General features: G+C 70.3%; 21 protein-coding genes and 1 pseudogene. 7 read left to right on the top strand and 15 right to left on the bottom strand.

The window, feature by feature from the left end; genetic code table 11:
* Positions 1–30: 30 nt before the first annotated feature.
* Positions 31–666, top strand: a complete 636-nt coding sequence (locus EOT10_RS38435) for a TIGR03085 family metal-binding protein (RefSeq protein ID WP_127833024.1) — start codon at positions 31–33, stop codon at positions 664–666.
* Between the two features lie 74 nt (positions 667–740).
* Here EOT10_RS38435 and EOT10_RS38430 read toward each other — a convergent pair.
* The 10 genes and pseudogenes from EOT10_RS38430 to hisD form a co-directional block, all read right to left on the bottom strand.
* A pseudogene (locus EOT10_RS38430) lies at positions 741–1,306 on the bottom strand (MFS transporter); the annotation flags it as partial.
* Positions 1,234–1,392: a hypothetical protein gene (locus tag EOT10_RS41580; RefSeq protein ID WP_189492676.1), complete on the bottom strand. Its 159-nt coding sequence runs from the start codon at positions 1,390–1,392 to the stop codon at positions 1,234–1,236. The gene EOT10_RS41580 and the pseudogene EOT10_RS38430, both read right to left, overlap by 73 nt.
* A gap of 63 nt (positions 1,393–1,455) precedes the next feature.
* Positions 1,456–2,211 carry an imidazole glycerol phosphate synthase subunit HisF gene (hisF, locus tag EOT10_RS38425; protein ID WP_127833023.1) on the bottom strand — a complete coding sequence of 252 codons (756 nt, stop codon included), beginning with the start codon at positions 2,209–2,211 and terminating at the stop codon, positions 1,456–1,458.
* Entirely contained in the window at positions 2,208–2,618 is a 411-nt protein-coding gene (locus EOT10_RS38420) for a RidA family protein (RefSeq protein WP_127833022.1), read from the bottom strand. Before EOT10_RS38420 ends, hisF begins: the two co-directional genes overlap by 4 nt.
* Positions 2,615–3,346 carry a bifunctional 1-(5-phosphoribosyl)-5-((5-phosphoribosylamino)methylideneamino)imidazole-4-carboxamide isomerase/phosphoribosylanthranilate isomerase PriA gene (gene priA / locus EOT10_RS38415; RefSeq protein WP_127833021.1) on the bottom strand — a complete coding sequence of 244 codons (732 nt, stop codon included), beginning with the start codon at positions 3,344–3,346 and terminating at the stop codon, positions 2,615–2,617. The genes EOT10_RS38420 and priA overlap by 4 nt, the downstream gene beginning before the upstream one ends.
* Positions 3,346–3,990, bottom strand: a complete 645-nt coding sequence (gene hisH, locus EOT10_RS38410; RefSeq protein ID WP_127833020.1) for an imidazole glycerol phosphate synthase subunit HisH — start codon at positions 3,988–3,990, stop codon at positions 3,346–3,348. Before hisH ends, priA begins: the two co-directional genes overlap by 1 nt.
* Positions 3,991–4,009: 19 nt before the next feature.
* Positions 4,010–4,174: a hypothetical protein gene (locus EOT10_RS41575; RefSeq protein WP_189492667.1), complete on the bottom strand. Its 165-nt coding sequence runs from the start codon at positions 4,172–4,174 to the stop codon at positions 4,010–4,012.
* A 4-nt stretch (positions 4,175–4,178) separates the two neighbouring features.
* The gene (gene hisB, locus EOT10_RS38405; protein WP_127833019.1) at positions 4,179–4,772 is read right to left on the bottom strand and encodes an imidazoleglycerol-phosphate dehydratase HisB; all 594 of its coding nucleotides are present in this window, start codon (positions 4,770–4,772) and stop codon (positions 4,179–4,181) included.
* Entirely contained in the window at positions 4,769–5,875 is a 1,107-nt protein-coding gene (locus tag EOT10_RS38400; RefSeq protein ID WP_223281464.1) for a histidinol-phosphate transaminase, read from the bottom strand. The genes hisB and EOT10_RS38400 overlap by 4 nt, the downstream gene beginning before the upstream one ends.
* Positions 5,872–7,194 (bottom strand): histidinol dehydrogenase, encoded by a 1,323-nt coding sequence (hisD, locus tag EOT10_RS38395; protein WP_127833017.1) that lies wholly within the window; start codon positions 7,192–7,194, stop codon positions 5,872–5,874. The genes EOT10_RS38400 and hisD overlap by 4 nt, the downstream gene beginning before the upstream one ends.
* A gap of 216 nt (positions 7,195–7,410) precedes the next feature.
* On the opposite strand from hisD, the gene EOT10_RS38390 reads away from it, so the two are divergent.
* The 4 genes from EOT10_RS38390 to ybaK all read left to right on the top strand — a co-directional run bounded on the left by EOT10_RS38390 (position 7,411) and on the right by ybaK (position 11,452).
* On the top strand, positions 7,411–8,991 hold the full coding sequence (locus EOT10_RS38390; protein ID WP_127833016.1) for an oxidoreductase: 1,581 nt from the start codon (positions 7,411–7,413) through the stop codon (positions 8,989–8,991).
* A gap of 140 nt (positions 8,992–9,131) precedes the next feature.
* Positions 9,132–10,127 (top strand): hypothetical protein, encoded by a 996-nt coding sequence (locus tag EOT10_RS38385; RefSeq protein ID WP_189492671.1) that lies wholly within the window; start codon positions 9,132–9,134, stop codon positions 10,125–10,127.
* A gap of 11 nt (positions 10,128–10,138) precedes the next feature.
* Positions 10,139–10,912, top strand: a complete 774-nt coding sequence (locus EOT10_RS38380; protein ID WP_127833014.1) for an LON peptidase substrate-binding domain-containing protein — start codon at positions 10,139–10,141, stop codon at positions 10,910–10,912.
* A gap of 36 nt (positions 10,913–10,948) precedes the next feature.
* The gene (gene ybaK, locus EOT10_RS38375; protein WP_127833013.1) at positions 10,949–11,452 is read left to right on the top strand and encodes a Cys-tRNA(Pro) deacylase; all 504 of its coding nucleotides are present in this window, start codon (positions 10,949–10,951) and stop codon (positions 11,450–11,452) included.
* 6 nt (positions 11,453–11,458) lie between these two features.
* Here ybaK and EOT10_RS38370 read toward each other — a convergent pair whose 3' ends face one another.
* The 4 genes from EOT10_RS38370 to EOT10_RS38355 form a co-directional block, all read right to left on the bottom strand.
* Complete coding sequence (locus EOT10_RS38370; protein WP_127833012.1) at positions 11,459–12,085, bottom strand: DUF2567 domain-containing protein; 627 nt, start codon at positions 12,083–12,085, stop codon at positions 11,459–11,461.
* A gap of 34 nt (positions 12,086–12,119) precedes the next feature.
* Positions 12,120–12,944, bottom strand: coding sequence for an ABC transporter permease (locus EOT10_RS38365; RefSeq protein ID WP_127833011.1), 825 nt, complete (start codon positions 12,942–12,944; stop codon positions 12,120–12,122).
* Positions 12,945–12,966: 22 nt separating this feature from the next.
* Positions 12,967–13,938: an ABC transporter ATP-binding protein gene (locus tag EOT10_RS38360; protein WP_127833064.1), complete on the bottom strand. Its 972-nt coding sequence runs from the start codon at positions 13,936–13,938 to the stop codon at positions 12,967–12,969.
* Positions 13,939–14,318: 380 nt separating this feature from the next.
* Positions 14,319–15,641 carry an NYN domain-containing protein gene (locus EOT10_RS38355; protein ID WP_127833063.1) on the bottom strand — a complete coding sequence of 441 codons (1,323 nt, stop codon included), beginning with the start codon at positions 15,639–15,641 and terminating at the stop codon, positions 14,319–14,321.
* A gap of 265 nt (positions 15,642–15,906) precedes the next feature.
* Here EOT10_RS38355 and EOT10_RS38350 point away from each other — a divergent pair, with 265 nt between their 5' ends.
* Entirely contained in the window at positions 15,907–16,086 is a 180-nt protein-coding gene (locus tag EOT10_RS38350; protein ID WP_127833010.1) for a hypothetical protein, read from the top strand.
* A 103-nt stretch (positions 16,087–16,189) separates the two neighbouring features.
* On the opposite strand, the gene dnaE is transcribed toward EOT10_RS38350, so the two are convergent.
* The gene (gene dnaE, locus EOT10_RS38345; RefSeq protein ID WP_127833009.1) at positions 16,190–19,732 is read right to left on the bottom strand and encodes a DNA polymerase III subunit alpha; all 3,543 of its coding nucleotides are present in this window, start codon (positions 19,730–19,732) and stop codon (positions 16,190–16,192) included.
* A 206-nt stretch (positions 19,733–19,938) separates the two neighbouring features.
* Between dnaE and EOT10_RS38340 the strand changes: the two genes are divergently transcribed.
* Positions 19,939–21,264 carry a DUF2252 domain-containing protein gene (locus tag EOT10_RS38340; RefSeq protein ID WP_127833008.1) on the top strand — a complete coding sequence of 442 codons (1,326 nt, stop codon included), beginning with the start codon at positions 19,939–19,941 and terminating at the stop codon, positions 21,262–21,264.
* The last annotated feature ends 87 nt before the right edge of the window (positions 21,265–21,351 follow it).

Below are 21,351 nucleotides of genomic sequence, written 5' to 3'. Positions count from 1 at the left end.
GGACCGGTCGGGCGGTCGTAGGCTGACCGTATGTCGACCCATGCCAAGCGTGAACGACTTCTTCTCGCCGACCTGTTGGAGGCGTCGGGCCCCGATGCGCCGACCCTCTGCGACGACTGGAACGCCCGCGATCTCGCGGCGCACGTGGTGGTGCGCGAGCGCCGCGCGGACGCGGCGGGCGGGATCCTGATCAAGCAGCTGGCGCCGCGTCTGGAGCGGGTGCAGGCGGAGTTCGCCGAGAAGCCCTTCGAGGAGCTGATCCAGCTGATCAGGACGGGCCCTCCGCGGTTCTCCCCGTTCGCCCTCAAGCAGATCGACGAGGCGTCGAACGCGGTCGAGTTCTACGTCCACACGGAGGACGTGCGCCGCGCGCAGCCCGACTGGACACCGCGTGAGCTCGACCCGGTCTTCTCGGACGTGCTGTGGTCACGCCTCGAACGGATGGCCAGGGTCCTCGGCCGCAGGTCGCCGGTCGGCCTGGTGCTGCGCCGCCCGGACGGCCGGACGGTGGTCGCGCACCGGGGTACGCCCGTGGTGACGGTGACCGGCGAGCCCTCCGAACTGCTGCTCTTCGCGTTCGGCCGGCAGGACGCGGCGCGGGTGGAGACGGACGGCGACAAGGACGCGATCGGAAAGCTGCACGAGGCGAAGCAACTGGGCATCTGACCGGTTCGCGCCCCGCAATCGCGCCCCGTAAGGGGCGCGGGGAACTGCGCGACAAGCCCCCACCGGCTCGCCGCTCAATGGAGGGGGTCCGCCCGCCGCAGACGCGCCCGGCACAGCCCGTAAACCCCCGCGAGAGCGCACACCGCGGCGCTGGCGACGAAGACGGGCCCGGTGCCCCAGAGCCCGACGGCCGCGCCGGTCAGCGGCATGGTGAGCGGGACGAGGCCGAGGCTGGACAGGCTGGTGACGGCGGTGACCCTGCCGAGGTGGGCCGGGTCGGCGTGCGTCTGCGTGAGAGCCCCGCACAGGGCACTGCTGAGTCCGGCGAGCAGCCCGATGACCAGCGCGACGGCGGCGGCGACGAGGTGCGGTACGAAGGCGAGCGCGCCGATCGCGACGGCGCCGTCGCCCATGGCCAGGGACAGGACGAGTCCCGCGCGCGGCACCCGGCCACGCACGGCGAGCAGCACCGACGCGGCGCCCGCGCCCACACCGACCCCGGCGAGCACCGAGCCCATCCCGGAGGCGCCCAGCCCCGCTGGTCGGCGAGGAGGGTCGGGCCGACGTTCAGGGGGCCGACGAAGCCGAGGTCGCTGAGGGCGATGACGACGACCAGCGGGGCGAGGACCCGTCGCCGGCGATGACGATCCGGCGCGGCCCGAGCCGGTCGGCGATCACTCCCCCGCCGAGCATCAGCAGGGCCCGGGGCGCCGCGCTCACCGCCATGGGCAAAAGGCCCCGGCCACCCTCCGCAGGGTGGCCGGGGCCGGGAGAAGAAACGCGCGGGCGTCAGCGCACGGGGTAACCCGCCTCGCGCAGCGTCCCCTTGACCTCGCCGATCCGCAGATCGCCGAAGTGGAAGACGGACGCGGCGAGCACCGCGTCGGCGCCCGCGGCGATCGCGGGCGGGAAGTGCTCCAGGCGGCCCGCGCCGCCGGACGCGATCACCGGGACGGACACGTGCCCCCGGACAGCCTCGATCATCTCGATGTCGTAGCCGTCCTTCGTGCCGTCGGCGTCCATCGAGTTGAGGAGGATCTCGCCGGCGCCCAACTCGGCCGCCTGGTGCGCCCATTCGACGGCGTCGATGCCGGCGGACTTGCGGCCGCCGTGCGTGGTGACCTCGAAGGTGCCGGACGGGGTGCGGCGGGCGTCGACGGACAGGACGAGGACCTGGCGGCCGAAGCGCTCGGCGATCTCGCGGATCAGGTCGGGGCGGGCGATGGCGGCCGTGTTCACGCCCACCTTGTCCGCGCCGGCCCGCAGCAGCTTGTCCACGTCCTCCGCCGTGCGGACGCCGCCGCCGACGGTGAGCGGGATGAAGACCTGCTCGGCGGTGCGGCGCACCACGTCGTAGGTCGTCTCGCGGTTCCCGGAGGACGCCGTGATGTCGAGGAACGTCAGCTCGTCGGCGCCCTCGGCGTCATACACCTTGGCCATCTCGACGGGGTCGCCCGCGTCGCGCAGGTTCTGGAAGTTGACGCCCTTGACGACCCGGCCGTTGTCCACGTCCAGGCAGGGGATGACTCGGACGGCGAGGGTCATGCTGAGGATGCTCCTGAATCGGACCGGTACGCCTCCACCTCGACCTCGACGACCAGGCTCGGGTCGATGAAGCCGGAGACGATGATCATGGATGCGGCCGGGCGGACGGCGTCGAAGAGTTCCTTGTGGGCGCGGCCCACCTCGTCCGTGTCGCGCGCGTGGGTGACGTACATACGGGTGCGGACCACGTGCTCGGGGCCGAGGCCCAGGGTCTTCAGCGCGTCGAAGGCGACCTGGAAGGCGTTGACGGTCTGCTCGTAGGGCGTGCCCGCGTCGATGACGCCGTTCACGATCGACGTGCAACCGGCCACCAGGACAAGGCCGTTGGGCAGCTCGACGGCGCGGGAGTAGCCGATGGCTTCCTCCCACGGCCCGCCCGAGTTCACCCTGCGGACGGCATCGCTCATGACGAGGCCACCGCGGCGAGGGCCTCTTCGAGCGTGAAGGCCTTCGCGTACAGCGCCTTGCCGACGATCGAGCCCTCGACGCCCAGCGGGACGAGCTCGGAGATGGCACGCAGGTCGTCCAGGGACGACACACCGCCCGACGCCACGACCGGTCGGTCGGTGGCCGCGCAGACGTTCTTCAGGAGCTCCAGGTTCGGGCCCTGGAGCGTGCCGTCCTTGGCGATGTCGGTGACGACGTAGCGGGCGCAGCCCTCGGAGTTGAGGCGCTCCAGGGTCTCGTAGAGGTCGCCGCCGTCGCGGGTCCAGCCGCGGCCGCGCAGCGTGGTGCCGCGCACGTCGAGGCCGACCGCGATCTTGTCGCCGTGCTCGGCGATGACCTTGGCGACCCACTCGGGGGTCTCCAGGGCGGCGGTGCCGAGGTTGACGCGGGTGCAGCCGGTGGCGAGGGCGGCGGCGAGCGTGTCGTCGTCACGGATGCCGCCGGACAGCTCCACCTTGATGTCCATGGCGCCGGCGACCTCGGCGATCAGGGCGCGGTTGTCACCGGTCCCGAACGCGGCGTCCAGGTCGACGAGGTGCAGCCACTCGGCGCCGGAGCGCTGCCAGGCGAGAGCGGCCTCCAGCGGGGAACCGTAGGAGGTCTCGGTGCCGGACTCGCCGTGCACGAGACGTACGGCCTGGCCGTCACGGACGTCGACGGCGGGGAGGAGTTCGAGCGTGCGGGACATCAGAGGGTTCCGATCCAGTTGGTGAGGAGCTGGGCGCCGGCGTCGCCGGACTTCTCGGGGTGGAACTGCGTCGCCCACAGTGCGCCGTTCTCTACGGCGGCGACGAACGGCTCGCCGTGCGTGGCCCAGGTGACCTTCGGCGGGCGCATGTGGACGTTGCCGACCTCGAAGTCCCACTGCTGCACGGCGTAGGAGTGCACGAAGTAGAACCGGGCGTCGCTGTCGAGCCCGGCGAAGAGTTCGCTGTCCTCGGGCGGGCGGACCGTGTTCCAGCCCATGTGCGGGACGATCTCGGCCTTGAGGGGCTCGACGGTGCCGGGCCACTCGTCGAGGCCCTCGGCCTCGACGCCGTGCTCGATGCCGCGCGCGAAGAGGATCTGCATGCCGACGCAGATGCCCATCACGGGGCGTCCGCCCGACAGGCGGCGGTCGACGATCCAGTCGCCGCGCGCCTCCTTGAGGCCCTTCATGCAGGCGGCGAACGCGCCGACGCCGGGGACGAGGAGCCCGTCGGCGTTCATCGCGGCGTCGAAGTCCCGGGTGATCTCGACGTCCGCGCCGGCACGGGCCAGGGCCCGCTCGGCGGAGCGGACGTTGCCGAACCCGTAGTCGAAGACGACGACCTTCTTGCTGGCTGAAGTCATGTCTGGTGCTCCCCGTTCCTCAGTTCCAGTAGGAGAGCCGCAGGACACCCGCGACCAGGCACATGGCCGCGCCCGCGGAGAGCAGCACGATCAGGCTCCTGGGCATGCCCTGCTTGACGAAGGAGATCACTCCGCCGATCAGGAAGAGACCGACCAGGATGAGGATGGTGTTGAGGCCGTTCATGGGGTTACAGGGCGCCCTTCGTGGACGGAAGGATGCCTGCCGCGCGCGGGTCGCGCTCGGACGCGTACCGCAGCGCGCGGGCCAGCGCCTTGAACTGGCACTCCACGATGTGGTGCGCGTTGCGCCCGTACGGGACGTGGACGTGCAGCGCGATCTGGGCCTGCGCGACGAACGACTCCAGGATGTGCCGGGTCATCGTCGTGTCGTACGAGCCGATCATGGGGGCCATGTTCTCGGGCTCGGTGTGCACGAGGTACGGGCGGCCGGAGAGGTCGACCGTCACCTGGGCGAGCGACTCGTCCAGCGGGACCGTGCAGTTGCCGAAGCGGTAGATCCCGACCTTGTCACCGAGGGCCTGCTTGAAGGCGGCGCCGAGCGCGAGGGCGGTGTCCTCGATGGTGTGGTGCGTGTCGATGTGCAGGTCGCCCTCGGTCTTGACCGTGAGGTCGAAGAGGCCGTGGCGGCCGAGCTGGTCGAGCATGTGGTCGTAGAAGCCGACACCGGTCGACACCTCGACCCGGCCGGTGCCGTCGAGGTCGATCTCGACGAGGACCGAGGTCTCCTTGGTGGTGCGTTCCACCCTGCCTACGCGGCTCATACGCGCTGCTCCTTCTTGAGTTCGCGTACCGCATCGAGGAACGCGTCGTTTTCGGCGGGGGTTCCGGCGCTCACGCGCAGCCAGCCGGGCACACCGTTGTCCCGGACGAGAACACCCCGGTCGAGGATCTGCTGCCACACCGCCTGCGCGTTCTCGAAGCGGCCGAACTGCACGAAGTTGGCGTCCGATTCGGTCACTTCGTAGCCGGCCGCGCGCAGCTCCGTCACCAGGCGGTCGCGCTCGTCCTTGAGCTGCTCGACGTAGCCGAGCAGGGTGTCGGTGTGCTCCAGGGCGGCGAGCGCCGTGGCCTGGGTGATCGCCGACAGGTGGTACGGCAGGCGCACCAGCTGGACGGCGTCCACGACGGCGGGGTGGGCGGCCAGGTAGCCGAGGCGCAGGCCCGCCGCGCCGAACGCCTTCGACATCGTGCGCGAGACGACCAGGTTCGGCCGTCCTTCGAGCAGCGGCAGCAGGGAGTCGCCGTGGCTGAACTCGATGTAGGCCTCGTCCACGATCACCATGGAGGGCTTCGCCGCCTGAGCGGCCTCGTACAGGGCGAGGACCGTCTCGGCGGGGACCGCGCTGCCGGTGGGGTTGTTGGGCGTCGTGATGAAGACGACGTCCGGCGCGTTCTCCGCGATGGCCTTCACGGACGCTTCCACGTCGATGGTGAAGTCCTCGTTGCGGGGTCCGGAGATCCAGCCGGTGCCGGTGCCGCGCGCGATGAGGGCGTGCATCGAGTACGAGGGCTCGAAGCCGATGGCGGTGCGGCCCGGTCCGCCGAAGGTCTGCAGCAGCTGCTGGATGACCTCGTTCGAGCCGTTGGCGGCCCACACGTTCTCGATGCCGACGCGGTGGCCGCCGGTGCGGGTGAGGTAGGCGGCGAGTTCGGTGCGCAGCTGGACCGCGTCCCGGTCGGGGTAGCGGTTGAGGTCGCGGGCGGCCTCGCGCACCCGCTCCGCGATCCGCTCGACGAGGGGCTCGGGCAGCGGGTAGGGGTTCTCGTTCGTGTTCAGCCGGACGGGGACGTCGAGCTGGGGTGCGCCGTACGGGGACTTGCCGCGCAGCTCGTCCCGTACGGGCAGATCGTCGATGCCGGTCACTGTCCCGGAACCTTCCATTCGAACCTTGCCTTGATCGCCGCGCCGTGCGCGGGCAGGTCCTCCGCCTCGGCGAGCGTGACCACGTGGTGGGCGACGTCGGCGAGGGCGTCGCGCGTGTAGTCCACGATGTGGATGCCGCGCAGGAAGGACTGGACCGACAGGCCCGAGGAGTGGCAGGCGCAGCCGCCGGTGGGCAGGACGTGGTTCGAGCCCGCGGCGTAGTCGCCGAGGGAGACGGGCGCCCACGGGCCGACGAAGACCGCGCCCGCGTTCCGCACGCGCTCGGCGACGGCGGTGGCGTCGGCGGTCTGGATCTCCAGGTGCTCGGCGCCGTACGCGTTGACGACGCGCAGGCCCTCGTCGATGCCGTCGACCAGGACGATCGCGGACTGCTTGCCGCTCAGGGCCGGGACGATGCGGTCGTCGATGTGCTTGGTGGCCGCGATCTGCGGCTCCAGCTCCTTCTCGACCGCGTCGGCGAGCTCCGGGGAGTCGGTGACGAGGACGGCGGCGGCGAGCGGGTCGTGCTCGGCCTGGCTGATCAGGTCGGACGCGACGTGCGCCGGGTCGGCGGTGGAGTCCGCGAGGACCGCGATCTCGGTGGGTCCGGCCTCGGCGTCGATGCCGATGAGGCCGGTGAAGTAGCGCTTGGCGGCGGCGACCCAGATGTTGCCGGGCCCGGTGACCATGTTGGCCGGGGCGCAGGACTCGGTGCCGTACGCGAACATCGCGACGGCGGTGGCGCCGCCGGCGGCGTACACCTCGTCGACGCCGAGGAGGGCGCACGCGGCCAGGATCGTCGGGTGCGGCAGGCCGCCGAACTCCGCCTGGGCCGGCGAGGCGAGGGCGATCGACTCGACGCCGGCCTCCTGCGCGGGCACCACGTTCATGATCACGGAGGACGGGTAGACGGAGCGGCCGCCCGGCGCGTACAGGCCGACGCGGTCGACCGGCACCCACTTCTCGGTGACCGAGCCGCCGGGGACGACCTGGGTGGTGTGGGTGGTGCGGCGCTGCTCGCGGTGGACGATGCGGGCGCGGCGGATCGACTCCTCCAGGGCCGCGCGGACGGCGGGGTCCAGCTGCTCCAGGGCGTCCTGGAGCGCCTTGGCGGGAACCCGTACGGATTCCAGCTTCACGCCGTCGAATTTCTCCGCGTAGTCGATCAGTGCCGCGTCGCCACGATGATGCACGGCCTCGCAGATCGGACGCACCTTCTCCAGGGCGGCCTGAACGTCGAAGTCGGCTCGGGGCAGCAGGTCGCGCAGGGCGGGACCCTCGGGGAGGGCGTCGCCGCGCAGATCGATTCGGGAGATCACATGCCCAATTCTCGCAGACGCCGCATCAGCCACTGACGCCCGTATCAATGGCTGATACGGATCACCGCCCGGGACCGGAGGACGACCTTCACCAGTAGCGTTCAGGCCGTCACTCAGCGGGCATGAACGGTTGTACGAAACTCACGAGTAGCGGAGCGGTCCCGGGACGGGCGGGCTCCGTGCGAATCCGTGGGTCTACGGGGAGGAAGACGAGTCGTGGTCGACGGTACCGGTACCGGCATCGGTGACCCGCCGGACGGTCTCACGGGCGCCGAGATCGGCATGTGGCAGGCGTTCCGCAACGGCAGCGTCTACGACCTGCGCTCGGGCGACCCGGACGTGGACGACCCCCACGGCGGCCACGCCTGGGGACCCGAACGCAGCGTGCGGGCGCGGATCGTGGCCTGGCTGCTCCTGGACGGTCCGCCCGCGCTGTCGGGCCGGGTCTCGTCGCTCAAGCTCCAGGGCGTGCAGATCATCGACGTCCTCGACGTGGCGGGCGGCGGGGTCGTGCCGTACGTCGAGATGAAGCAGTGCCGCTTCGAGAAGGAGATCCTCATGCCCGAGGCGCGGTTCACCACGCTGCGCCTGGTCGACTGCTCGGTCCCCCGCCTGGAGGCCGCCCGCGTCCACACGGAGGGCGATCTGCATCTGCCGCGCTGCCGCTTCCACAACGGCGTGCGCCTCACCGACGCGCACATCGGCACGGACCTGCTGCTCAACCAGGCCGTCGTGTACCGCGACCGGCGCGGCAAGTCGATCATGGCGGACGGCATGTCGGTGGGCCAGGACCTCCAGGCCGAGATGCTGGAGACGCACGGAGAGCTCAGCCTGCGCGGCGCGACGGTCGGCGTCTCGCTCAGCCTGCGCGGCAGCCGGCTCTCCAACGCGTACGGGCGCCGCGCGCTCAACGCGCCGCAGCTGACCGTCGAGCGCACCCTCTACCTGACGCCCGCCGGGGTCGGCAATCCGCTCCAGACCAGCGGCTCCACGCCGGCCCGCGGCACCCGTGTGCAGCGCTTCGAGTGCCAGGGCGGCGTGCGGCTCGACGACGGCCGGTTCGGCGACGCGGTGGACCTCGACCAGGCGCGGTTCCACCTGGAGAACGACCAGGAGGTGTCGCTGCGCCGCATCCAGACGCCCGAACTGCGCTTCCTGTGCGAGCGGCCGGAGCGCGGGCGGATCGTCCTGTCCGGCGCGAAGGTCGTCAACCTCATCGACCGGGCGGTGAGCTGGCCGGGCCCCGGCGGCCTGCGCGTGGGCGGCTTCACGTACGAGAACCTGATCCCCAGCGGCCCCTTCCCGCTTGCCCGCCGTCTGGAATGGCTGTCGGCCGCGACACCGGAGTACAGCCCCGAGCCGTACGAGCGGCTCGCGACCGTGCTGCGCAACAGCGGCGAGGACGCCGACGCGCGCGAGGTCCTGCTCGCCAAGCAGCGCCGCCGCCGCGAGACGCTGCCGCCGGCCGCGAAGATCTGGGGCTACATCCAGGACTGGACGGTCGCCTACGGGTACCGGCCGGGCCGGGCAGCCGTGTGGATGGCGGTCCTGTGGGCGGCGGGCACCCTCGCCTTCTCCCACGCGTCGCATCCACCCGTCAAACCGGGTGAGGCCCCGAACTGGAGTCCCGCGCTGTTCTCCCTCGACCTCATCCTGCCCGTCATCGACCTGGGCCAGGACGGCTTCTGGAAGCTGCGGGGCGGCTGGCAGTGGGCGGCGACCGTGCTGATCCTGCTCGGCTGGATCCTCGCCACGACGGTGGCGGCGGGGGCCACCCGACTGCTGCGCAGAGGCTGACCGGGCAGCCTCGCATTTTTTGCCGGACCCCGGGCAACCATGGGCGCATTTCAGCCGTCATCCCAGCGCAACCATCAAACTGAGCGACTAGCGGGGTCCACACCTTGGCACTGCTGCGCGCCCTCATCCGCACCGCGCGGATGGTCCGCCACACCCCGGGTCTCGCGGCCGGCCTGCCCGCCGACGACGACATCCTCCTGGACGTCCCCGACGACCGTCTCGCGCCCGCGCTCGTCGCCGCGGGCCGGGGCGAGTACGAGGCGGCCGCCAAGCTGCTCGCCTCCACGCGCGAGGCGGGCGAGTGGGAGAACCGCGACCGCTACGTCACCCGGCTCGCCGCCTTCGCACGCTCGCGCGGCGAATGGTTCGACGACTGGCGGTTCGCGGCGCCCCACGACCCGGACGCCCTCCTCGTCAAGGCCGAGCTGGAGGTCGCCCGCGGCTGGGACTCCCCCGCCCGCGCCGAGCTCCTGCGCGAGGTGACCCCGCTGATCACCGCCGCCGCCGAGGGCGACCCCGGCGACCCGGTGCCGTGGCGCGTCGCCCTCGACCAGGCGCGCGGCACGAACGCCCCGCACACCGTCTTCGAGAAGCTGTGGGCCGAGGCCGTCCGCCGCTCCCCGCACCACTACGGCTGCCATGTGTCGGCCCTGCAGTACCTGTCGGCCGCCTGGTACGGCTCGCACCGCGAGTGCTTCGACTTCGCCGAGCGTGCGGCGCAGGACGCGCTGCCGGGGTCCCTGGTGCAGGCGCTCCCGGTGCGGGCGGCGTTCGCGTACCTGACGAGCGAGGCGGGCCCGGGGCCGGCCGCGACGGTGCCCCGCGAGCGCCTGGACGCGGCGGCCGACCTGGCGATCGCCCTGTCCCACGAGTACACCGCCGCCGACCCCTGGCCGGCCGAGGTCCGCAACCTCCTCACGTACGTCCTGGTCCGCCTGGAACGCTGGACCGACGCCCTCGAACAACTGCGCCTGACCGGCCCGTACGCGACCTCGTTCCCCTGGGACCGGATCTCGGACGACCCGCTCGGCCAGTTCCTGGAACTGCGCGACGGCGTACGGATCGAGGTCGCCGCGGGCCTGCCGCTCGGCGGCCGCAGGGCCGGTCGCGGACCCCGCGCCTCCGGCTCCCATTAGGCTTGACCGTCGTGACCACCGTCCGGCTTCCGCTCTTTCCGCTCAACTCGGTGCTGTTCCCGGGGCTAGTGCTCCCGCTGAACGTGTTCGAGGAGCGCTATCGCGCCATGATGCGCGACCTGCTGAAGACCTCCTCCGGGGGTTCCGAGGCGTCCGGCGACTCCGACGAGCCGCGCAGGTTCGCCGTCGTGGCGATCCGCGACGGCCACGAGGTCGCGCCCAGCGCCCCCGGCATGCCGGACCAGGCGGCGAAGACCGCCGCCGAGGCGGGTCCCGCGGCCGGCTTCGGCGACGACCCGGTCAAGGCCCTGCACACGGTGGGCTGCATCGCCGACGCCGCGACGATCCGGGAGCGCGCCGACGGCAGCTTCGAGGTCCTCGCCACCGGCACGACCCGCGTGAAGATCCACTCGGTCGACGCGTCGGGCGCCTATCTCACGGCCGAGGTCGAGGAGCTGCCCGAGGAGCCCGGCGACGAGGCGGGCGCCCTGGCCGAAGGGGTCCTGCGCGCCTTCCGCTCCTACCAGAAGCGGCTCGCGGGCGCCCGTGAGCGCACCCTGGCGACGGGCGCCGAACTGCCGGACGACCCGTCCGTGGTGTCGTACCTGGTGGCCGCGGCGGCCGTACTCGACGTCCCCACCAAGCAGCGCCTGCTCCAGGCCCCGGACACGGCGTCGCGCCTGCGTGACGAGCTGAAACTCCTTCGCAGCGAGACGGCGATCATCCGTAACCTGCCCTCACTCCCCGCCGGCGACCTGACCCGCCAGGCGACCAGCCTGAACTGACCGGGCCGCTCTCAACTGACGTAAGGCATAAGGAAGTTGGCAAAGAAGACCAAGAAACAACAGCAGTCCGGCGGCACCCCCGCCACGGTGGCACTCACCGCGGCGGGCACGCCGTTCACGACCCACACCTACGAGCACGACCCGGCCCATCCCTCGTACGGGGACGAGGCGGCGGAGGCGATGGGCGTGTCGCCCGACCGGGTGTTCAAGACGCTCGTCGCCGACGTGGACGGTGAGCTGACCGTCGCTGTTGTGCCGGTGGCGGGCCAGCTCGACCTGAAGGCCCTGGCCACCGCTGTCGGCGGCAAGCGGGCCGCCATGGCCGACCCGGCGGCGGCGGAGCGCACCACGGGCTATGTGCGGGGTGGCATCTCCCCACTGGGCCAGCGCAAGAAGCTCCGCACGGTCCTGGACGAGTCGGCGAAAGCCCACGACACGATCTGCGTGTCGGCGGGCCGCCGCGGCCTGGAGGTGGAGCTCGCCCCGGCCGACCTGGCGCAGCTCACCTCAGCGGTCCTCGCCCCCATCGGCCGCGCCTGAAAGGACTCAGGGAGCCGGCGGGTAGGGGCTGTCGAAGTACGGGTCGGGGTCGCGGGGCCCGAAAAGGCCGGTCAGTCCGAGGTGGACGATCAGCGCGGCCAGCGGCCAGGCGAGGAGCGCGCCCTTCGCCTTGAGTTCGAGCGGCGCGTCGAACGTGACGCCCTTGCCGACCGCCTTGGCGTGGGCGGCCACGTCCTGCGTGGGGCCGAGCCAGACCCCGAACCGCCAGGCGAGGAGCCCGCCGAGCAGTCCGCCGACGGCCAGGGCGACGACGAGCGGCACTCCACCTCGCCTGCGCCACAGAAACACCACAACCGCGCTGACGGCACCGAACGCGAGGCCGAGCAGCGTGAACGTCCCGTCGACGCCGACGGCCTGCTCACCCTCAGTGTCCTTGAGATAGACGGCCTGGGCGTCGGCGATGAGCGGCACGTGCGGCGCGAGCCACAGCCACAGCGCGCCCAGGAGCAGCCCGCACAGGGCCACTCCCACCGTGACGACGGCGGCTTCCCGCAGTTCGGTCCTCATCCCTGGGCCGTCCTCCTGCGTGTGAGGGGGCAAGGACCCGGACGGGTCCGGAGCCTGCCAAGCATCGTTCGAGGGCTGGGGTCGTGGCGTCAGCGGTGCGGTCACACTGCCATCGTGCCAGGCCACGGTGACACGCGCGTCACCGGACGGCCGCCCGGCGATAAGCCCAGGTCGCCAGCGCCAGCGAGGCGACACCGACGACGCCGCAGACACCCAGATCGAGGAGCACGCCCCCCCAGTCCGGACGCGCGCCGAACGTCCGCGCAAAAGCCTCCACTCCATAAGTGGACGGCAGCAGATCGCGCGCGTACTGAATGACCCCCGGCATCCGATCGGCGGGCAGAACCCCCAACAAGAGCGCCGCGGACATACCCAACTGCCCCAACAAGGTGGCCAGTTCAGGCCGCGGCGCAAGCAACCCGAGCGCGGCACCGAGCCCGGAGAGCGCAGCCCCGGCAAGCGGAATGACAGCGGCAAGCACCCACAGATGCGCAACCGGCAGCTGGAACATCACACACCCGACAACAGCCGTCACCACGGTCCCCGGCACGGTGAACGAGGCGTACGCACCGGCGGCCCCCAGCACCACCGCAGCGGGCGGCACAGGCAGGGTCGCGTAATGATCGAGCCCACCAGAGGCCCGCAACTGCCCGAAATACTGAGCAAGCAGATTAAGAGCTACAAACGCGACAACCAACACACTCGACCCGGCGACCACAGCCTGAGCCTCGCGCCCCCCGTCCACCACGCCCCGCATCAGGATCATGATCCCGACGGACTGGAAGGTGGCGACGAAGAGCAACGGGATCCGGGCCACGCGCGCCCGCGAGAGCTGCGCGCGGTACACGGCCGCGAGGGACGGCAGCAGCCGCGCCCGAGGGGCCAGCTCGCCGCCCTCGACGGTCAGCCCGCCCCGGCCCGCCCGGGCACCGCCCTGCAGGACTTCAGCGGGTACGACACTCACGGTGCCTGACTCCTGTCTACGTTCACGACTTCACCAGCCCCTTGGCGCTGCCGCCGAGAGCCAGATACACATCTTCCAGGCTCGGCGTGGTGAGCGAGAAATCGTCCAGAGCGGCGAACGCGGGCCCGCCGGTCACCGCGGCAACGGCGGCACGGGCCTCATCAGGCCGGAGGCGCAGCGACCACCGCCGCCCCGACTCGACCGCACCGGCACGCAGCGCGGCGACAGCCGCCACCTCCACAGGCGCCCGCTCCCGCCACACGAGCTCGACCCGCACCTCGCCGGCGACCTTCTCTTTGAGCCCGGCAGGCGTGTCACAAGCAATCACGCGCCCACGATCAAGAACAGCCACCCGATCCAGCACGGTCTCGGCCTCGATGACGTTATGGGTGACCAGCACGACAGTCGCCCCCCGCTCGGCCCGCCGCCGGTCGACGGCACCCCACACGGCCCGCCGGGCGACGGGATCCATCCCCGTAGTGGGCTCGTCCAGCACAAGAAGCGGCCGCTCCCCGGCCAGCGCCGCCGCAAAACAGGCAAGCCGCCGCTGCCCCCCGGAAAGCTTCTTCAAAGGCCGCGACGCAATGGCCCCGAGCCCCAGCTCCTCCACCACAGCGTCCCGCTCACCCCGAGCGCTCCGCAGACCGAGCCCGCGCAACCGCGCGGTGGTCTCCACGGCAAGCGAAACAGTCAACTCATCGAGAGCGGTCGACTCCTGCCCCAGATACGCCAGAATCCGAGAGGCCCGCTCCGGGTACCGCACGATGTCGTGCCCCAGAATCTCCACAGACCCGCTGTCGGGCCGCATCAACCCGGTGAGCTGCCGCACGAGCGTGGACTTGCCGGCACCGTTGGGCCCGAGGAGCCCAAAAATCTCCCCGCGCCAAATATCGAGGGACACCCCGTCGGTGGCTCGGATCTCAGCGCTGCCGGGCGCTCCACGACGCCCACGGGTGGCGGGATACGTCCGCACGAGGTCCCGCACGACACACACCACATCACCGGGGGCCGTCTGTGCCGTGCGCGTACTCACGAAGGACGAGAGTACGGGGTCCGACCTGCCACCCGCCCCCCGGGTAGGAACAACCCACCGAAACCCGGACGACCAACAACCACGAAACCAGAACCGGCCCGCCCCCGACGCACCGGCAGCCACACCCACACCCACACCCGAAGCCGAAGCCGCAGCCGGAGGGGCCGCCAACGAACAGGAGGGGCCGTGCCGGTTTGTCCGCCCGGAGCCGGTACCCACCAGTGACGCCCACACCCAGGCGACGACACGACAGTGCTGGCGAGGACGGACATACCGGCACGGCCCCGCACCTACGACAACGACCGCACCGCAGCGAACCCACCCGAAAAACGGCGGCCGCCCTACTCCGCGGAAACCCGCTCCGCGGAAACCCGCACATCGACCTCACGCCAGAACCCGGCCCGGATCGCATACCGATCGTGCTCGTCGATCTGATCGTCCTTGTGGGCGAGCAGCCCGAACCGGGCGGCATACCGCAGCAGCTCCCCGTCGATGCGATGCGGCACGCGCGGATACATGGTGGACAGCTTCTGCAACTGCACCTGGTCCCCCAGCCGCTCCATCCACCGCCGGGCGAACACCTGCCCCACCTCGAAGGGGTCACCACCGACGGTGGTGATGTCCTCCTCGCGGTCGGCCCACCGCTGCTCGGCGGTGGTCAGCTGCGCCAGCGTCGGCAAGGACGCCGCCTCCGCCGACTCCCCCGCGACGCCGGGCCGCTCGACCCACCCCTTGTCGGACGACCACCGCAGCGTCGCGTTGGCGGGATGCTGCCCGGGCTGAACGGAAGGATGCCCACCAAGCCCGGGCGCGCCCCCCGGCCCCTTCAGCGCGGCAAGATCCTTGGGAGTGGGAACACCCTTCCCCGCACCCCGCTCGTCCTCGCCCCCACCACCGTCACGCCCGGCCCCCTCATGATCAACGCCACCCCGCACCCCCGCACCGGAACCCCCGGCACCAGCCCCCGCACCGGCCCCAACCCCGGCCCCCTGCCCACCAGACAGATCCGCGGCACGCCCCGCCGCGGAGGCAAGCGCGGACTCGGGCAACGGCGCGGACAGAATGGCCGCGATCTCGGGCCGCGGAGCGGGCTGCGGCGCACAGATCCCGCCGAGGTCCTTGGCCCGTACGGCCTTGGTGATCCAGGTCCGGTCGAGCACGCGCCGCTCGTCCGCCTCGGCGACAAGGTCCTCGGACTGGTTGTAGTCACCGTCGGCGGCCTGCACGGCCCACAGATGCACGGCGACCCCGTGCTCCTTCGCGGCCATCATGCCGGGCAGCAGATCACCGTCCCCGGTCACCAGCACGATGTCGGAGCACGCACGGTTACGGGCGAGCTCGGTCAACTCGGCGTGCATGGCCGCGTCGACACCTTTCTGTGCCCACCGCCCGTCACTACGGGTCAGGGCACCGAGCCGCACGGTCACGCGCGGCATCACACGCAACCGCCGATGCTCAGGCTGAGGCACCCGGTCCGGCGCTCCGTCGAACCAGTAGATACGCAGAAGCGGCCGCTCGGTATCGGATTCGGCGCGCTCACGGAGCCCTTGGATGAGTGCGACATGATCGACGGTGATCCGGGACCGGGACGGCTCCCCCGCGAGGAGACTCGCGGCGGCCCCCAGCAGGTACCCGGCATCCACCAGGACGATGCAACGGTCCACGCGATCCACCCTCTTTCGCTGAAATACCGGCGTCCGGAGGCCCCACGGTGTCGACGGTCGCGGGTTCGCTTCGGGTTTCCTTCGAGTCTGCCCGACCACGCGGGGGTTAACGGCCCGAACTCGATCTTCGGCGTGGCGGATCGGCGGCACAACACTCCGACAGCCCTTATCACGCACGGTAATTCTCTGACATGCGCTCTTCGTCAGCATATGTGAATCTGAATCCGGCCCTGGCCCCTAGATCCCCCTCAGGAGGCAGATCACCATGGCCAAGAACAAGAACCGCAAGCAGGGCGACCAGCGCAGCAGCGCCTCCACGTCCGAGCGAGCCACCGAGCAGGCCAAGTCGGCCGCGATGGAAGCGCAGTCGGCGATGCAGGCGCAGGCTCAAGGCAGCCCGGCGGATGTTGCCCGTAAGCACCAGCGTCGCTTCGGCCACAACTGACGCCTTCCACAAGGCGAGTGGCCCTTTGGGCACAGCATGAAGGGGCGCTCCCGGAACCGGGAGCGCCCCTTCACTCATGCCGTCACACCGCGCGCCAACCCACTCAACCCGCCAGACAAGACGGCCCCAGCAGCACCTTCAGATCCCCGAAGAGCGCGGGATCGGGCTGCACCCGGTGCCGGTCGAGCCGCAGGACGGTCGTCTTGCGGGCACCCTGAAGCTTGATCCGCACCTCGCTGTTGCCCTTGTGGTGACCGAGGATCTCACCGAGCCGGCTGACCATGGGCGGGGTGACCTTCACCGTCGGGATAGTGATGATCACCGGCGCGTTGGTCCCGGCGTTCGACAGATCAGGGACCATGAGTTCCATAGCGACGAGGCGCGGCACGTCCTCGCGCTTGTCGAGGCGTCCCTTGACGAACACGACGGCGTCCTCGACGAGTTGGGTCGACACCAGCTGGTACGTCGCTGGGAAGAACATGCACTCGATGGAGCCGGCCAGGTCCTCGACGGTGGCGATGGCCCAGGCGTTGCCCTGCTTGGTCATCTTGCGCTGGAGGCCGGAGATGATGCCACCGATGGTGACGATCGAACCGTCCGAGTAGTCACCGCCGGTGAGCTGCCCGATGCCGGCGTCGGCCTTGTCGGACAGCACGTGTTCGAGTCCGAACAGCGGGTGGTCGGAGACGTACAGACCGAGCATCTCCCGCTCCTGGGCGAGGAGATACGTCTTCTCCCACTCGTCCGTGGAGAACTCGACGTCGAGCCCGAAGCCCGGCTCGTCGCTGCCGCCCTCGTCGCCCATGCCGCCGAAGAGGTCGAACTGGCCCTCGGCCTCCTTGCGCTTGACCGCGACCACGTTGTCGATCATCGGCTCGTACTGCGCGGTGAGGCCCTTGCGGGTGTGGCCCATCGTGTCGAAGGCGCCGGCCTTGATCAGCGACTCCGTGGTGCGCTTGTTGCACGCGGCGGCCTCGACCTTGTCGAGGTAGTCGGGGAACGAGGCGTACTTCCCCTTGGCCTTGCGCGAGCGGATGATCGACTCGACGACGTTCGTCCCGACGTTACGGACCGCCGAGAGGCCGAAGAGGATCACGTCGTCGCCCTGGGCGGCGAAGTTCTGCTCGGACTCGTTCACGTTCGGGGGCAGCACCCTGATGCCCATGCGCCGGCACTCGTTGAGATAGACCGCGGACTTGTCCTTGTCGTCCTTCACGGACGTGAGCAGCGCGGCCATGTACTCGGCCGGGTAGTTCGCCTTGAGGTAGGCGGTCCAGTAGGTGACGAGACCGTACGCGGACGAGTGCGCCTTGTTGAACGCGTATCCGGCGAACGGCACCAGGACGTCCCACAGGGCCTGGATCGCCGCGTCGGAGAAGCCCTTCTTCTTTGCGCCGGCCTGGAAGAGGACGAAGTTCTTCTCCAGCTCCTCGGGCTTCTTCTTGCCCATCACGCGGCGCAGGATGTCGGCTTCGCCGAGCGAGTAGCCGGCGATGATCTGGGCGGCCTTCTGCACCTGCTCCTGGTACACGATGAGGCCGTAGGTGAGACCCAGGGTCTCCTTCAGGGGCTCTTCGAGCTCAGGGTGGATCGGGGTGATCTCCTGGCGCCCGTTCTTGCGCTCCGCGTAGTTCGTGTGCGAGTTCATTCCCATCGGGCCCGGCCGGTACAGGGCCGAGACGGCGGAAATGTCCTCGAAGTTGTCGGGCTGCATCTGGCGGAGCAGGGAGCGCATCGGCCCGCCGTCGAACTGGAACACGCCGAGCGTGTCACCGCGGCACAGCATCTCGTACGTCTTGGGGTCGTCCAGGGGCAGCGAGAGCATCTCCAGGTCGATGCCCTTGTTGGCCTTCACCATCTTGACGGCGTCGTCCATGATGGTCAGGTTCCGCAGGCCCAGGAAGTCCATCTTCAGCAGGCCGAGCGACTCGCACTGCGGGTAGTCCCACTGCGTGATCGTCACGCCGTCCGAGTGGCGCACCCAGATCGGGGCGTGGTCCACGATCGGCTCGCTGGACATGATGACGCCCGCCGCGTGCACGCCCATCTGCCGGACCAGGCCCTCCACACCCTTCGCGGTGTCGATGACCTTCTTGACGTCCGGCTCGTTCTCGTACATCGAGCGAATCTCGCCCGCCTCGCTGTAGCGCGGGTGCGAGGGGTCGGTGATGCCGCTGAGGTCGATGCCCTTGCCGAGGACGTCGGCGGGCATCGCCTTGGTGAGGCGGTCACCCATCGCGTACGGGTAGCCGAGGACGCGCGCGGAGTCCTTGATCGCGTTCTTGGCCTTGATCTTGCCGTAGGTGCCGATCATGGCGACCTTGTCGGCGCCGTACTTCTCGGTCACGTACCGGATCACCTCGACGCGCCTGCGCTCGTCGAAGTCGATGTCGACATCGGGCATGGAGACGCGCTCGGGGTTGAGGAACCGCTCGAAGATCAGGCCGTGCGTGATCGGGTCGAGGTCGGTGATGCCCATGGCGTACGCGACGATCGAACCGGCCGCGGAGCCTCGGCCGGGGCCCACCGCGATGCCGTTGTTCTTCGCCCACATGATGAAGTCGGCGACCACGAGGAAGTACCCCGGGAACCCCATCTGGATGATGATGTCCATCTCGTACTCGGCCTGCTTCTGGCGGTCCTCGGGGACGCCGCCGGGGTAGCGGCGCTCCATGCCGCGGCGGACCTCCTCCTGGAACCAGGTGACCTCGGTGAACCCGTCCGGGATCTCGAACTTCGGCATGAGGTCGCGCTTCTCGAACATGCCCGTGGTGTCGATCTGCTCGGCGACCAGGAGCGTGTTGGCGCAGCCCTCCTGCCAGGCGTCGGACGAGTCGATGGCGTACATCTCGTCGGTCGTCTTCAGGTAGTAGCCGGTGCCGTCGAAGCGGAAGCGGTCCGGGTCCGAGAGGTTCTTGCCGGTCTGGATGCACAGCAGGGCGTCGTGCGCGGTCGCCTCGTGGGCGTACGTGTAGTGCGAGTCGTTCGTCACCAGGGGCGGGATGCCGAGCTTCTTGCCGATCTCCAGGAGCCCGTCGCGGACCCGGCGCTCGATCTCGATGCCGTGGTCCATCAGCTCCAGGAAGTACCGGTCCTTGCCGAAGATGTCCTGGTACTCGGCGGCCGACTTCAGGGCCTCGTCGAACTGGCCGAGGCGCAGACGCGTCTGGAGCTCGCCGGACGGGCAGCCGGTCGAGGCGATGAGCCCCTCCGACCACTGGGAGATCGTCTCCTTGTCCATGCGGGGCCACTTCTGCAGCCAGCCCTCGGCGTACGCGTCCGAGGACAGCTTGAACAGGTTGTACAGACCTGTGCTGTTCGCCGCCCACATCGTCTTGTGGGTGTAACCACCGGAACCGGAGACGTCGTCCCGCTTCTGGTGCGGCTGACCCCACTGGACCTTGCGCTTGTTGCGGCGGGACTCGGGGGCGACGTACGCCTCGATGCCGATGATCGGCACGACGCCGGCCTTCTTCGCCGAGTGGAAGAAGTCGTACGCCCCGTGGAGGTTGCCGTGGTCGGACATGGCGATGTGCGTCATGCCCATTTCATTGCAGGCATTGAACATGTCCTTGAGCCGCGCGGCACCGTCCAGCAGCGAGTACTGGGTGTGGACGTGCAGGTGCGTGAACGGCGGCTTTGACACGGTTTCAGCCTCCAGCGAGAACGGACGGAAACGGACCGGTGACGGGCAGCGGTCGGTCTCGGGGGACAGCTTGGAAGTCTACGGGTGGCCACTGACAACCGTCGGGCACTCGGGGGTACGGTCGTGCGTTGGACAGGGCGGAACACACACCTGTTCCCATGTCACGGCCGTAACGGCACCAACCCCGCACCAGGAGGCACCCCGCGATGTCGGTCCCGCAGCCCACCGCTGAACAGCGCGGCGAGCAGATCCTCAGCGTTTTCGACACCGCGTTCGGTGAGCTACTGGCCGCCGACCCGGCGGCGTTCCGGGTGAAGTTCCGCAAGATGGCGTCGTCCGCGTTCGCGTTCTACCGCGGGACGGCGTGCCTGTTCTACGCGGACCTGGAGCGGGAGCGGCACGGCGGCCCGTACCTGGACGACCGCACGGGCCGGGTGTGGATCCACGGCGATCTGCACGCGGAGAACTTCGGCACGTACATGGACTCCACGGGCCGCCTGATCTTCAACGTGAACGACTTCGACGAGGCGTACGTCGGCCCCTTCACCTGGGACCTCAAGCGCTTCGCCGCCTCCGTGGCGCTGATCGGCTACTCCAAGGCGCTGAGCGACGAGCAGATCACCGAGCTGGTGCGCACGTACGCGGGCGCGTACCGCGAGCGGATCCACGCGCTTGCGACGGGCGCCAAGAGCGACGAGGTACCGCCCTTCACGCTCGACACGGCCGAGGGCCCTCTCCTGGACGCGCTGCGCGACGCCCGCTCCCTGACCCGCTTCGGGCTGCTCGACTCGATGACGGAGATTCGTGAGTTCGAGCGCCGGTTCGCGTCCGGCGGCGGCACCATCGAGCTCGACGCGGCGACGCGCTACAAGGTCCTGGCGGCCTTCGACGGCTATCTGGAGACGCTCCCGGAGTCGTCCCTGACGCGCCCGGACTCGTACCGCGTGAAGGACGTGGTGGGGCGGCGCGGCATCGGCATCGGCTCCGCGGGCCTGCCCTCGTACAACATCCTTCTGGAGGGCCACAGCGACGCCCTCGAGAACGATGTCGTGATCTATCTCAAGCAGGCGCAGACCCCGGCCGTCTCGCGGCACATCACGGACGCGGCGATCCGGGACTACTTCGAGCACGAGGGTCACCGCACGGTCATCTCGCAGCGGGCACTCCAGGCGCACGCGGACCCGTGGCTGGGCTGGACCGAGCTGGACGGCTCGGGGCAGTTGGTCGCCGAGGTGTCGCCGTACGCGGTGGACCTCGACTGGTCGGACATCGACGACCTGGAGGAGATCGCCGCCGTCGTCGCCGACCTCGGCCGGGCCACGGCGACGATGCACGCGGCGGCCGACGACCTGTCCGGCCAGTCCCTGGTGCCGTTCTCCACGGAGCGGGCCATCGACGCGGCGATCGCGGCGGACGAGGAAGGCTTCGCGGGCCTCCTGGTCGACTTCGCCCACAGCTACGGCGCACGCGCGCGTGCCGACCACCAGATCTTCGTGGACCTCTTCCGCAACGGCCGGATCCCGGGCCTGTAGATCCTCCGGTCCAGCCGTGGACCTGACAACACTCCCGTAACGCACAGCGACCCTTTAGGGGTCCCTTACAGCAACGCATGGGACACT

The sequence above is a fragment of the Streptomyces antnestii genome (assembly GCF_004005495.1).
In the GTDB taxonomy this organism is placed as follows: domain Bacteria; phylum Actinomycetota; class Actinomycetes; order Streptomycetales; family Streptomycetaceae; genus Streptomyces; species Streptomyces antnestii.
Note: the sequence above shows the minus strand (reverse complement) of the source record. Positions and strands in the feature narration are given on the sequence as shown.

Bases quoted from the DNA above. Each gene is read 5' to 3' on its own strand.
- EOT10_RS38435 (WP_127833024.1), top strand. From the start codon at position 31: ATGTCGACCCATGCCAAGCGTGAACGACTTCTTCTCGCCGACCTGTTG.
- EOT10_RS41580 (WP_189492676.1), bottom strand. From the start codon at position 1,392: ATGGCGGTGAGCGCGGCGCCCCGGGCCCTGCTGATGCTCGGCGGGGGA.
- hisF (WP_127833023.1), bottom strand. From the start codon at position 2,211: ATGACCCTCGCCGTCCGAGTCATCCCCTGCCTGGACGTGGACAACGGC.
- EOT10_RS38420 (WP_127833022.1), bottom strand. From the start codon at position 2,618: ATGAGCGATGCCGTCCGCAGGGTGAACTCGGGCGGGCCGTGGGAGGAA.
- priA (WP_127833021.1), bottom strand. From the start codon at position 3,346: ATGTCCCGCACGCTCGAACTCCTCCCCGCCGTCGACGTCCGTGACGGC.
- hisH (WP_127833020.1), bottom strand. From the start codon at position 3,990: ATGACTTCAGCCAGCAAGAAGGTCGTCGTCTTCGACTACGGGTTCGGC.
- EOT10_RS41575 (WP_189492667.1), bottom strand. From the start codon at position 4,174: ATGAACGGCCTCAACACCATCCTCATCCTGGTCGGTCTCTTCCTGATC.
- hisB (WP_127833019.1), bottom strand. From the start codon at position 4,772: ATGAGCCGCGTAGGCAGGGTGGAACGCACCACCAAGGAGACCTCGGTC.
- EOT10_RS38385 (WP_189492671.1), top strand. From the start codon at position 9,132: ATGGTCCGCCACACCCCGGGTCTCGCGGCCGGCCTGCCCGCCGACGAC.
- EOT10_RS38350 (WP_127833010.1), top strand. From the start codon at position 15,907: ATGGCCAAGAACAAGAACCGCAAGCAGGGCGACCAGCGCAGCAGCGCC.
- EOT10_RS38340 (WP_127833008.1), top strand. From the start codon at position 19,939: ATGTCGGTCCCGCAGCCCACCGCTGAACAGCGCGGCGAGCAGATCCTC.